The sequence below is a fragment of the Streptococcus mitis genome, assembly GCF_001281025.1.
In the GTDB taxonomy this organism is placed as follows: domain Bacteria; phylum Bacillota; class Bacilli; order Lactobacillales; family Streptococcaceae; genus Streptococcus; species Streptococcus mitis_AK.
In genome coordinates, this window is sequence record NZ_CP012646.1 from 466,556 (window position 1) to 479,157 (window position 12,602).

The window sequence follows — 12,602 nt, forward strand, 5'->3', positions numbered from 1 at the left end:
AACTGATTCTTGGAAAGAATCACAAATTTACATTTAAAACGTTAACAATAAAAATTTAAATTTAGAATGAGGTTTTACTTCATGGAAAATGTTGTCGTACATATTATCTCACATAGTCACTGGGATCGTGAGTGGTACTTGCCCTTTGAAAGCCACCGTATGCAGTTGGTGGAATTATTTGACAATCTCTTTGATCTCTTTGAAAATGACCCTGAGTTCAAGAGCTTCCATTTGGATGGTCAAACCATTGTCCTTGATGACTACTTGCAAATTCGTCCTGAAAATCGCGACAAAGTCCAACGCTACATCGACGAGGGCAAACTTAAAATTGGTCCCTTTTATATCTTGCAGGATGATTACTTGATTTCAAGTGAAGCCAATGTCCGCAATACCTTGATTGGTCAAGCAGAATGTGCAAAATGGGGCAAATCAACTCAGGTTGGTTACTTCCCAGATACCTTTGGAAATATGGGACAAGCGCCTCAAATTCTTCAAAAATCAGGCATTCACGTGGCAGCCTTTGGTCGTGGTGTGAAGCCGATTGGATTTGATAACCAAGTCCTCGAAGATGAGCAGTTTACTTCCCAGTTTTCAGAAATGTACTGGCAGGGTGCGGACGGAAGTCGTGTCCTCGGTATCCTCTTTGCCAACTGGTACAGTAACGGGAATGAAATCCCAGTTGATAAAGAAGAGGCCTTGACCTTCTGGAAACAAAAATTGTCAGATGTGCGTGCCTACGCTTCGACTAACCAATGGTTGATGATGAACGGCTGTGACCACCAGCCTGTACAGAAAAATCTGAGTGAAGCCATTCGTGTGGCAAATGAACTCTTCCCAGATGTGACCTTTGTTCACAGTTCTTTTGATGAATATGTCCAAGCTGTGGAAAGTGCCCTACCAGAGCAGTTATCAACGGTTACAGGTGAGTTGACCAGTCAGGAAACAGACGGCTGGTATACACTTGCCAACACTTCTTCATCTCGTATTTATCTCAAACAATCCTTCCAAGAAAATAGCAACCTCCTAGAGCAAGTAGTGGAGCCACTAACTATCATCACTGGTGGTCATAACCACAAGGACCAGTTGACCTATGCTTGGAAAACTCTTTTGCAAAATGCGCCGCATGATAGTATCTGTGGCTGTAGCGTGGACGAAGTTCACCGCGAAATGGAAACTCGTTTTGCCAAGGTTAATCAAGTCGGAAACTTTGTTAAGAGCAACCTGCTCAACGAGTGGAAGGGTAAAATCGCTACAGCTAAAGCTCAAAGTGACTATCTCTTTACTGTCATTAATACAGGCTTGCATGATAAGGTCGATACTGTCAGCACAGTGATTGATGTTGCGACTTGTGATTTCAAGGAATTGCATCCAACAGAAGGCTACAAGAAGATGGCTGCTCTTACCTTGCCAAGTTACCATGTGGAGGACTTGGATGGGCGTCCTGTAGAGGCTAAAATTGAAGACCTCGGAGCTAATTTTGAGTACGATTTACCAAAAGACAAGTTCCGCCAAGCTCGTATCGCCCGACAAGTGCGCGTGACCATTCCAGTTCACCTAGCGCCGCTTTCTTGGACAACCTTCCAATTGCTGGAAGGAGAACAAGAACACCGCGACGGTATTTACCAAAACGGAGTGATTGATACGCCATTTGTAACGGTTAGTGTGGATGACAATATCACAGTTTATGATAAGACAACTCACGAAGCCTATGAAGATTTTATCCGCTTCGAAGACCGTGGGGATATCGGAAACGAGTATATCTATTTCCAACCAAAAGGAACAGAGCCAATCTTTGCAGAGCTGAAAGGCTATGAGGTCTTGGAAAACACAGCTCGCTATGCTAAGATTTTGCTCAAACATGAATTGGCCGTGCCTGTCAGCGCGGATGAAAAGCTAGAAGAAGAGCAAAAAGGCATCATCGAGTTTATGAAGCGTGAAGCTGGACGTTCAGAAGAATTGACAAGCATTCCTCTTGAAACAGAGCTGACTGTCTTCGTTGATAATCCACAAATCCGTTGCAAGACTCGCTTTACCAACACTGCCAAAGACCACCGTATCCGCCTCTTGGTCAAGACTCATAACACGCGTCCAAGCAATGATTCTGAAAGCATCTATGAGGTGGTGACACGACCAAACAAACCAGCTGCTTCATGGGAAAATCCTGAAAATCCTCAACACCAACAAGCCTTTGTCAGTCTGTATGACGATGAAAAAGGGGTGACTGTATCCAACAAGGGATTAAATGAATACGAAATCCTTGGAGACGACACCATTGCAGTGACTATTTTGCGTGCATCAGGTGAGCTAGGTGACTGGGGTTACTTCCCAACACCAGAAGCTCAATGCTTGCGTGAGTTTGAAGTTGAGTTTGCGCTTGAATGCCACCAAGCCCAAGAACGCTTCTCAGCTTTCCGTCGTGCTAAGGCCTTGCAGACACCATTTACCAGCCTTCAGCTTGCTAGACAGGAAGGAAGCGTGGCTGCGACTGGTAGCCTCTTGAGCCATTCTGTTCTCAGCATACCACAAATCTGTCCAACAGCCTTTAAGGTAGCTGAAAATGAAGAAGGCTATGTTCTTCGTTACTACAATATGTGTAGTGAAAATGTACGTGTACCGGAAAGTCAACATCTCTTCCTTGACCTACTTGAACGACCATACCCAGTTCATAGAGGACTCATTTCACCACAAGAGATTCGTACAGAATTCCTCAAAAAAGAAGAAATTTAATTTCAAAAAGTAAACATAAAAAGAAAGGAGGGGCGAAAAAGTAAGGACTAACTGCTGATTCGCCCCTTTTTATGGTAAAAACAATGACCATTGCAACGATTGATATCGGAGGGACTGGAATTAAGTTTGCCAGTCTGACTCCTGATGGGAAAATACTGGATAAGACAAGCATTCCAACGCCAGAAAGTTTGGAAGATTTACTAGCTTGGCTAGACCAGCGATTGTCAGAACAGGATTACAGCGGGATTGCTATGAGCGTTCCAGGTGCGGTCAATCAAGAAACAGGTGTGATTGATGGCTTCAGTGCTGTCCCTTATATCCACGGCTTTTCTTGGTATGAAGCCCTTGCCCATCATCATCTGCCTGTACATCTAGAGAATGATGCCAACTGTGTTGGACTTAGTGAACTGCTAGCTCATCCAGAGCTTGAAAATGCAGCCTGTGTCGTGATTGGGACAGGGATTGGCGGAGCCATGATTATCAATGGCAGACTTCACCGAGGTCGCCACGGCTTGGGTGGAGAATTTGGCTACATGACAACCCTTGCCCCTGCTGAAAAACTCAACAACTGGTCGCAACTAGCGTCAACTGGGAATATGGTACGATACGTGATTGAAAAGTCTGGTCAGACTGATTGGGACGGTCGCAAGATTTACCAAGAGGCCGCAGCTGGCAATGCTCTTTGCCAAGAAGCCATTGAGCGCATGAACCGCAATCTGGCGCAAGGCTTGCTCAATATTCAGTATCTGATTGATCCAGATGTCATTAGCCTGGGAGGCTCTATCAGTCAAAATCCAGATTTTATCCAAGGTGTCAAGAAGGCTGTAGATAACTTTGTCGAGACCTACGAAGAATACACGGTCGCACCTGTCATCCAAGCCTGTACCTATCATGCAGATGCTAATCTTTACGGTGCCCTTGTCAACTGGCTACAGGAGGAAAATCAATGGTAAGATTTACAGGACTTAGTTCCAAACAAACTCAGGCAATCGACTTGCTGACAAAGCACATTTCGCTACCAGATGTAGAGGTAGCTCTCGCCCAATCTGACCAAGCCTCTATCTCTATCAAGGGTGAGGGTGGACACTATCAATTAACTTACCGCAAACCCCACCAACTTTATCGTGCCTTGTCCCTGTTGGCAACATCCCTAGCAGAAGGTGACAAGGTAGAGATTGAGGAGCAAGCAGCTTATGAAGATTTAGCCTATATGGCAGACTGTTCTCGAAATGCGGTGCTGAATGTGGCTGCTGCCAAGCAGATGATTGAGGTCTTGGCTCTCATGGGCTACTCAACCTTTGAGCTTTACATGGAAGACACCTACCAGATTGAGGGGCAGCCTTACTTTGGCTATTTCCGTGGAGCCTACTCGGCTGAGGAGTTGCAGGAGATCGAAGCCTATGCCCAGCAGTTTGACATGACCTTTGTGCCTTGCATCCAGACCTTGGCCCACTTGTCAGCCTTTGTTAAATGGGGTGTCAAAGAAGTGCAGGAGCTCCGTGATGTGGAGGATATCCTTCTTATCGGCGAAGAAAAGGTTTATGACCTGATTGATGGTATGTTTGCTACTCTGTCTAAACTACAAACTCGCAAGGTCAATATCGGGATGGACGAAGCCCACTTGGTTGGTTTGGGACGCTACTTGATATTGAACGGTGTTGTGGATCGTAGTCTCCTCATGTGCCAACACTTGGAGCGCGTGCTGGATATTGCTGACAAATATGGTTTCCACTGCCAGATGTGGAGCGATATGTTCTTTAAACTTATGTCAGCAGATGGCCAGTACGACCGTGATGTGGAAATTCCAGAAGAAACTCGTGTCTACCTAGACCGTCTCAAAGACCGTGTAACCTTGGTTTACTGGGACTATTATCAGGATAGCGAGGAAAAATACAACCGCAATTTCCGCAACCATCACAAGATTAGCCATGATCTTGCCTTTGCAGGGGGAGCTTGGAAGTGGATCGGTTTCACACCCAACAACCATTTCAGCCGTCTAGTGGCTATCGAGGCCAACAAAGCCTGTCGTGCTAATGATATCAAAGAAGTCATTGTAACGGGTTGGGGGGATAATGGTGGGGAAACAGCCCAATTCTCTGTCCTACCAAGTTTGCAAATCTGGGCAGAACTCAGCTATCGCAATGACCTAGACCGACTGTCTGCTCATTTCCAGACCAATACAGGTCTATCAGTTGAGGATTTCATGCAGATTGACCTTGCTAACCTCTTGCCAGATCTACCAGGCAACCTCAGCGGCATCAACCCCAACCGCTATGTCTTTTATCAGGATATTCTCTGTCCGATCCTTGACCAGCACATGACACCTGAACAGGACAAACCGCACTTCGCTCAGGCTGCTGAGACGCTTGCTAACATTAAAGAAAAAGCTGGCAACTATGCCTACCTCTTTGAAACTCAGGCTCAGTTGAATGCTATTTTAAGTAGCAAAGTGGACGTGGGACGGCGTATTCGTCAGGCCTACCAAACGGATGATAAAGAAAGTCTGCAAGAAATCGCAAGACAAGAATTACCAGAACTCAGAAGCCAAATTGAAGACTTCCATGCCCTCTTTAGCCACCAATGGCTGAAAGAAAACAAGGTCTTTGGATTGGATACGGTCGATATCCGTATGGGCGGACTCTTGCAACGCATCAAACGAGCAGAAAGCCGCATCGAGGCTTATCTAGCTGGTCAGATTGACCGCATCGACGAGTTGGAAGTAGAAATTCTGCCATTTAACGATTTCTACGCAGACAAGAACTTCGCAGCCACAACAGCCAACCAGTGGCATACCATTGCGACAGCTTCAACCATTTACACGACCTAAAAACAAGAACACCGTGCCTTGGGCAGAGTGTTTCTCGTGAAACATCCCTTTCTTAAAAAAGTACTCCACATAAAATAATTTGTGGAGTTTTTTCTATAATTAGTAGTTTAACCTAACCTTCAAATAGGAGTATACTAATAATGTAATCGTTATCAAAAGTCTAAAAAGGAATTTTTAGATGGATATCAAAATAAAAAAGGGAGGAAATTATGAATAAGTTTTCAAAAACCTTGAGAGACAACTGGATCTTTCTCTTGATGGTTTTACCAGGGGCACTCTGGTTGATTCTATTCTTCTACATTCCAGTATTTGGGAACGTGGTTGCCTTTAAAGACTACCACATGACCAGTAATGGTTTTATAGATAGTATCGTGAATAGTAAATGGGTCGGACTCGATAATTTCAGATTCTTGTTTAGTTCAAAAGACGCCTTTATTATCACTCGAAATACTGTCCTCTACAATCTAGGCTTTATCTTTATCGGTTTGATTGTATCTGTAGGGATTGCCATCATCCTTAGTGAACTCCGTTCTAAGAGAATGGTTAAGATTTTCCAAACTTCTATGTTGTTCCCTTACTTCTTGTCTTGGGTTATCATCAGTTTCTTTACAGATGCCTTCCTAAACATTGATAAAGGGGTGTTCAACCATTTCCTAGAATCTATTGGAATGAAGGAAATCAATTTCTACGCTGATTTGGGTATCTGGCCATATCTCCTACTTTTCCTAGGTATTTGGAAAGGCTTTGGATATAGCAGTGTCATGTACTATGCAACAATCATGGGAATTGATCCAACCTACTACGAAGCAGCAACAGTGGACGGGGCTAGCAAATGGCAACGAATTCGCAATGTAACCATTCCGCAGTTGACACCATTGGTAACTGTATTGACCATCCTTGCAGTCGGAAATATCTTCCGTGCAGACTTTGGTCTCTTCTACCAAATCCCCCACAATGCTGGTCAGCTTTATAACGTAACCAATGTCTTGGACGTATATGTTTATAACGGTTTGACTCAGACAGCGGATATCGGGATGGCTTCAGCAGCAGGTCTCTACCAATCAGTAGTCGGCTTGATTCTGGTTATCCTATCAAACTTACTTGCAAGACGAGTTGATCCAAACTCAGCCTTGTTCTAGAAAGGAGGAGAATATGGCAGAAAAGAAAATTAAAAAAGAAAAAATTGATAATGTCGGCATTCACTCCTTCAGTAAGAAAGCGGATATCTTCTTTAGTACCATTTCTGGTTTGGTTGCCCTCTCTTGTATCCTACCCTTTGTATTCGTTATCGTTATTTCAGTGACAGATGAAAAGAGTATCCTCCAAAATGGATATAGCTTCTTCCCATCTCAATTTGGATTAGACGGTTTTGAGTTTTTGGCACAGTTTAAGGATAAAATTCTCCAAGCCCTCTTCATCTCAGTCTTTGTAACAGTGGTGGGGACTATCACAAACGTTTTTATCACAACAACTTATGCCTACGCTATTTCACGGACAACCTTTAAGTATCGCAGATTCTTTACGATTTTTGCCCTTCTTAGTATGTTGTTCAACGCTGGTTTGGTACCGGGCTATATCGTGGTAACTCGTTTACTTCAACTTGGTGATACAGTTTGGGCCTTGATTATTCCAATGCTTCTCTCGCCATTTAACATCATCTTGATGCGTTCCTTCTTCAAGAAGACCATTCCAGAAGCCATTCTAGAATCCGCTCGTATCGATGGTGCCAGTGAAGCCCGGATATTCTTCCAAATCTGTTTGCCATTGTCACTACCAGGTATCGCAACCATCACGCTCTTGACAGCACTTGGTTTCTGGAATGACTGGTTCAACGCCCTTCTTTACATCAAGAGTGACAACTTGTATCCATTGCAATATTTGCTCATGCAAATCCAGCAAAATATGGACTATATCGCCAAAGCAGTCGGCCTATCTGGTCAACTGGGAGTTGCTCTACCGAAAGAAACAGGACGTATGGCCATGGTTGTGGTCGCAACCCTTCCAATCGCGATTTTGTATCCATTCTTCCAACGCTACTTTGTAAAAGGTTTGACTATCGGTGGTGTGAAAGAATAGTGCTTATTGAGAAGAACATTTCTCATTTCCAAACTTCCCTTGTGTGAAGTTAAGATCATTACATTGTTTATAAGTTTAAAAATAAAAAAAGGAGTTTTTATCATGAAAAACTGGAAAAAATATGCTTTTGCATCTGCTAGTGTAGTCGCTTTGGCTGCTGGTCTCGCTGCTTGTGGAAACCTTTCAGGTAACAAGAAAGCTGCTGACTCAGCTTCAGGTGAAAAAACTGTTATCAAAATGTACCAAATCGGTGACAAACCAGATAACTTAGATGAATTGCTAGAAAATGCCAACAAAATCATCGGTGAAAAAGTTGGTGCTAAATTGGATATCCAATATCTTGGATGGGGTGACTATGATAAGAAAATGTCAGTTATCACATCATCTGGTGAAAACTATGATATCGCCTTTGCATCTAACTATGTCGTAAATGCTCAAAAAGGTGCTTATGCAGACCTAACTGACTTGTACAAGAAAGAAGGGGCAGAGCTTTATAAAGCACTTGACCCAGCTTACATCAAGGGTAACAGCATTAACGGTAAAATTTACGCAGTTCCAGTTGCAGCCAACGTTGCATCATCTCAAAACTTCGCCTTTAACGGAACTCTTCTTGCTAAATACGGTATCGATATTTCAGGTGTCACTTCATATGAAACACTTGAACCAGTCTTGAAACAAATCAAAGAAAAAGCTCCAGATGTAGTGCCATTTGCGGTTACTAAGAACTTCATCCCATCTGATAACTTTGACTACCCAGTTCCAAATGGACTTCCATTCGTTATCGACCTTGAAGGGGACACTACTAAGATCGTAAACCGTTACGAAGTGCCTCGCTTTAAAGAACACTTGAAGACTCTTCACAAATTCTATGAAGCTGGATACATTCCAAAAGACGTAGCAACAAGCGACACTTCATTTGACCTTCAACAAGATACTTGGTTCGTTCGTGAAGAAACAGTAGGACCAGCTGACTACGGTAACAGTTTGCTTTCACGTGTTGCGAATAAAGATATCCAAATCAAACCAATCACTAACTTCATCAAGAAAAACCAAACAACACAAGTTGCTAACTTTGTCATCTCAAACAACTCTAAGAACAAAGAAAAATCAATGGAAGTGTTGAATCTCTTGAACACTAACGCAGAACTCTTGAACGGTCTTGTTTACGGTCCAGAAGGCAAAAACTGGGAGAAAATTGAAGGAAAAGAAAACCGTGTTAAAGTACTTGATGGCTACAAAGGAAACACTCACATGGGTGGATGGAACACTGGTAACAACTGGATCCTTTACATCAACGAAAACGTTACAGATCAACAAATTGCAGATTCTAAGAAACAATTGGCTGAAGCTAAAGAATCTCCAGCACTTGGATTCATCTTTAACACTGACAATGTGAAATCTGAAATCTCAGCAATCTCTAACACAATGCAACAATTCGATACAGCTATCAACACTGGTACTGTAGACCCAGATAAAGCTATTCCAGAATTGATGGAAAAATTGAAATCTGAAGGTGCCTACGAAAAAGTATTGAACGAAATGCAAAAACAATACGATGAATTCTTGAAAAACAAAAAATCATAAGATCAATTGATTTCGTGTATTCATTCCTAATTCCTAAAAACTGAATCACTGTTTTCCTCAGGCCTATCTGGGGGAGGCAGTGATTTTTTGAAACGAGAGCATAGATATCCATGTTTTCTTATCACTATTTAACCATTCAGGAAATCTCAAGTACCCTTTAGGATTTGGAGTAAGGATTTGGGGGAATATGGCTTATATTAGAGATGTTCCGAGTTTACAAAGGAGGGTTCACATGAAAAAGTATCGACTTCTATTCAAAATAAGTGCAGTCTTCTCTTACTTATTTTTCGTATTTGGTCTTTCTCAGCTGACGCTTATCGTCCAAAATTATTGGCAATTTTCTTCCCAGATTGGCAATTTCGTCTGGATTCAAAATCTCTTGAGTTTGCTATTTATCGGAGTCATGATTTGGATTCTGGTTAAGACAGGGCATGGTTATCTCTTTCGCATTCCAAGAAAAAAATGGCTTTGGTATTCGATTTTGACAGTATTAGTGGTAGTGCTCCAGATCTCTTTTAACGTTCAGACAGCTAAACATGTTCAGTCAACTGCTGAGGGTTGGGCTGTATTGATCGGTTATAGTGGGACCAACTTTGCTGAGCTAGGTATCTATATAACTTTGTTCTTTCTGACTCCACTTATGGAAGAGCTAATCTATAGAGGATTACTGCAACACGCCTTTTTTAAGCATTCGAGATTTGGCCTTGATTTGCTTCTTCCGTCAATTTTATTTGCTCTTCCTCATTTTTCAAGTCTGCCTAGTTTGTTAGATATCTTCGTCTTTGCAACATCTGGCATCATCTTTGCTAGTTTGACCCGCTATACCAAGAGCATTTATCCTTCCTATGCGGTGCATATGATGAATAATATTTTCGCGACATTACCATTTTTGCTGACTTTTTTACACAGGGTATTTGGGTGAAATATTGGCGCGAGAGTTAGGAATGATAGTTTATCAAATTTATAAGTGAGTTTCAGGAGGAAAATGAGAATGACACCATTAAAATGGTTTGCCGGAGGCAGCGAAAGACGTTGTGAAGCCATGACGATCATAGATCATCTATTGGAAGATATAAAGGATACACCTCAACTTGCTCCCTTGAAAAATCTGTTAGTGAGTTATAAAAGACGATTAGAGGACGATGGAACCTCTACCCCATTTATATTGAGTCAAATGAATGTTGACATCTCACGTGTGTTGATTGATAATAAGCTGATGTTATCAGAAAATCAAGCCGATCAGATCAAAAAATTGAGAGAATTATCTGCTATTCGCTATGGCTACTGACGAAATGGAGGGATAAATCCCTTTCTACAATTTCCAGTCAAATAAATTGCATTCGTTTTCTCAAGCAGGTATACTTATAGTTAGATGAAAAATTCTGAAAATTTAAGAATAGAAAAGAGAACAAATCTTATGGCAAAAGATATTCGTGTCTTACTTTACTACCTTTATACTCCAATTGAAAATGCAGAGCAATTCGCTGCAGACCACTTGGCTTTCTGTAAATCAATCGGCCTTAAAGGTCGTATCCTAATCGCTGACGAAGGAATTAACGGAACAGTTTCAGGTGATTACGAAACAACTCAAAAATACATGGACTACGTTCACAGCCTCCCAGGTATGGAAGACCTCTGGTTCAAGATTGACGAAGAAAATGAACAGGCCTTCAAGAAGATGTTTGTTCGTTACAAAAAAGAAATTGTCCACCTTGGTTTGGAAGACAACGACTTTGATAACGACATCAACCCACTTGAAACAACAGGTGCTTACTTGTCTCCAAAAGAGTTCAAAGAAGCCCTTCTTGACGAAGATACCGTTGTCCTTGATACACGTAACGATTACGAGTACGACCTAGGACATTTCCGTGGGGCTATCCGTCCAGATATCCGCAACTTCCGTGAGTTGCCACAATGGGTTCGTGATAACAAGGAAAAATTCATGGACAAGCGCGTCGTGGTTTACTGTACAGGTGGTGTTCGCTGTGAGAAATTCTCAGGCTGGATGGTCCGTGAAGGCTACAAAGATGTTGGTCAATTGCACGGAGGAATTGCAACTTACGGTAAAGACCCAGAAGTCCAAGGTGAACTTTGGGATGGAAAAATGTACGTCTTTGACGAGCGTATCGCCGTAGATGTAAACCATGTCAACCCAACCATCGTAGGGAAAGACTGGTTTGATGGAACACCATGTGAACGTTATGTCAACTGTGGAAATCCATTCTGTAACCGTCGTATCTTGACATCAGAAGAAAATGAAGACAAGTACCTTCGTGGATGCTCACACGAGTGTCGTGTTCACCCACGTAACCGCTATGTTTCAGAAAATGAATTGACACAAGCTGAAGTTGTCGAGCGCCTAGCCGCTATCGGTGAAAGCTTGGATCAAGCAGCTACTGTATAATATTAAACAGTCCTCAGGGGCTGTTTTTCTATGCTTTTTACTCAAAAATCTAAAGTTTGTTTCTGTATCTTTCAGGAAAATAAGGTATACTATATGTAAACGATTTCAAAGGAGTCCAGTTATGACGAAAACATTTTTTATTCCAAATAAACAGAGCATTTTAGGAGAACAGGAAATTTTGACTGCCAAGTCTATCTTGGCCTTGGTAGATGGTTTGGAGTCTCATAGTTATGATGCGGTTTATCTCCGTCAGCCACTTAACCGTCTCGAGTATATCGAGTGTGCGATAGTGGGGCAATCACAATTTCTCTTTAAAGTTAGTTATGCTGATGGTCAAAAGGCTTATCGTGTCGATCTTCCTGACCTACTAACGAAGACAGATTGGGAGATTATCAAAACATTTTTAGAAGCCCTACTTGCTTATACAGGAACTGAGATTGAAGGACTAGATGGTTTTGATTTTGAAGCTTATTTCCAAGCAAGTATTCAATCCTATCTAGCAGACACTGCAGCTCGTTTTACGATTTGCCAAGGAATTTTTAATCCTGTTTTCTTTGGTCATGAGGACTTGAAAAGCTTTTTAGAGGAAAATGGCTTGGCTCAGTTTGAAGCGCGTGTACGTGCGGTTCAAGAGACAGATGCCTATTTTGCAAGAGTTTCCTTCTATCAGGATGGAGAAGGCCAAGTGCACGGTGTTTACCATCTGGCTCAAGGGGTCAAGACCGTTTTACCGAGAGAACCATTTGTTCCTGCTGCCTATATTGAGCAATTGGTGGATAAGGAAGTTCAGTGGGAGATTGACTTGGTTCAAATCACAGGAGACGGCTCTAAACCAGAAGACTATGAAGCCATTGTCCGCTTAGACTATGCAAAATTCCTAGAGTCACTACCATCAGCATCTTACCACCAACTAGATGCCAATCAATTAGAAGTGCAACCCATCTTAGACAAAGATTTTAAAGCATTAGCACAAGAAAAGTAAAG

10 protein-coding genes are annotated in these 12,602 nt (G+C 42.2%); all 10 read left to right on the plus strand.

All coding sequences use genetic code 11. The features are described 5' to 3' along the window. Positions 1-81: 81 nt before the first annotated feature. The 10 genes from RN80_RS02425 to RN80_RS02470 all read left to right on the plus strand — a co-directional run bounded on the left by RN80_RS02425 (position 82) and on the right by RN80_RS02470 (position 12,600). Positions 82-2,727 carry an alpha-mannosidase gene (locus RN80_RS02425; RefSeq protein ID WP_060627361.1) on the plus strand — a complete coding sequence of 882 codons (2,646 nt, stop codon included), beginning with the start codon at positions 82-84 and terminating at the stop codon, positions 2,725-2,727. 83 nt (positions 2,728-2,810) lie between these two features. After that, entirely contained in the window at positions 2,811-3,680 is an 870-nt protein-coding gene (locus RN80_RS02430) for an ROK family protein (RefSeq protein ID WP_060627362.1), read from the plus strand. After that, positions 3,674-5,554: a beta-N-acetylhexosaminidase gene (locus RN80_RS02435; protein WP_060627363.1), complete on the plus strand. Its 1,881-nt coding sequence runs from the start codon at positions 3,674-3,676 to the stop codon at positions 5,552-5,554. The genes RN80_RS02430 and RN80_RS02435 overlap by 7 nt, the downstream gene beginning before the upstream one ends. Positions 5,555-5,763: 209 nt before the next feature. Continuing rightward, complete coding sequence (locus RN80_RS02440) at positions 5,764-6,693, plus strand: ABC transporter permease (RefSeq protein ID WP_001032152.1); 930 nt, start codon at positions 5,764-5,766, stop codon at positions 6,691-6,693. A gap of 13 nt (positions 6,694-6,706) precedes the next feature. Next, on the plus strand, positions 6,707-7,630 hold the full coding sequence (locus tag RN80_RS02445) for a carbohydrate ABC transporter permease (RefSeq protein WP_060627364.1): 924 nt from the start codon (positions 6,707-6,709) through the stop codon (positions 7,628-7,630). A gap of 102 nt (positions 7,631-7,732) precedes the next feature. Further along, positions 7,733-9,214, plus strand: coding sequence for an ABC transporter substrate-binding protein (locus tag RN80_RS02450; protein ID WP_049488632.1), 1,482 nt, complete (start codon positions 7,733-7,735; stop codon positions 9,212-9,214). Between the two features lie 232 nt (positions 9,215-9,446). Continuing rightward, a complete protein-coding gene (locus RN80_RS02455; RefSeq protein WP_060627365.1) occupies positions 9,447-10,136 on the plus strand; it encodes a CPBP family intramembrane glutamic endopeptidase in 690 nt (229 codons plus the stop codon). Positions 10,137-10,205: 69 nt separating this feature from the next. Next, positions 10,206-10,502 (plus strand): bacteriocin immunity protein, encoded by a 297-nt coding sequence (locus tag RN80_RS02460; protein WP_060627366.1) that lies wholly within the window; start codon positions 10,206-10,208, stop codon positions 10,500-10,502. A gap of 129 nt (positions 10,503-10,631) precedes the next feature. Next, positions 10,632-11,618, plus strand: a complete 987-nt coding sequence (trhO, locus tag RN80_RS02465) for an oxygen-dependent tRNA uridine(34) hydroxylase TrhO (RefSeq protein ID WP_060627367.1) — start codon at positions 10,632-10,634, stop codon at positions 11,616-11,618. A 121-nt stretch (positions 11,619-11,739) separates the two neighbouring features. Continuing rightward, entirely contained in the window at positions 11,740-12,600 is an 861-nt protein-coding gene (locus RN80_RS02470; RefSeq protein ID WP_060627368.1) for a DUF4299 family protein, read from the plus strand. The last annotated feature ends 2 nt before the right edge of the window (positions 12,601-12,602 follow it).

Bases quoted from the DNA above. Each gene is read 5' to 3' on its own strand.
- RN80_RS02425 (WP_060627361.1), top strand. From the start codon at position 82: ATGGAAAATGTTGTCGTACATATTATCTCACATAGTCACTGGGATCGT.
- RN80_RS02435 (WP_060627363.1), top strand. From the start codon at position 3,674: ATGGTAAGATTTACAGGACTTAGTTCCAAACAAACTCAGGCAATCGAC.
- RN80_RS02440 (WP_001032152.1), top strand. From the start codon at position 5,764: ATGAATAAGTTTTCAAAAACCTTGAGAGACAACTGGATCTTTCTCTTG.
- RN80_RS02470 (WP_060627368.1), top strand. From the start codon at position 11,740: ATGACGAAAACATTTTTTATTCCAAATAAACAGAGCATTTTAGGAGAA.
- RN80_RS02455 (WP_060627365.1), top strand. From the start codon at position 9,447: ATGAAAAAGTATCGACTTCTATTCAAAATAAGTGCAGTCTTCTCTTAC.
- trhO (WP_060627367.1), top strand. From the start codon at position 10,632: ATGGCAAAAGATATTCGTGTCTTACTTTACTACCTTTATACTCCAATT.
- RN80_RS02450 (WP_049488632.1), top strand. From the start codon at position 7,733: ATGAAAAACTGGAAAAAATATGCTTTTGCATCTGCTAGTGTAGTCGCT.
- RN80_RS02460 (WP_060627366.1), top strand. From the start codon at position 10,206: ATGACACCATTAAAATGGTTTGCCGGAGGCAGCGAAAGACGTTGTGAA.
- RN80_RS02430 (WP_060627362.1), top strand. From the start codon at position 2,811: ATGACCATTGCAACGATTGATATCGGAGGGACTGGAATTAAGTTTGCC.
- RN80_RS02445 (WP_060627364.1), top strand. From the start codon at position 6,707: ATGGCAGAAAAGAAAATTAAAAAAGAAAAAATTGATAATGTCGGCATT.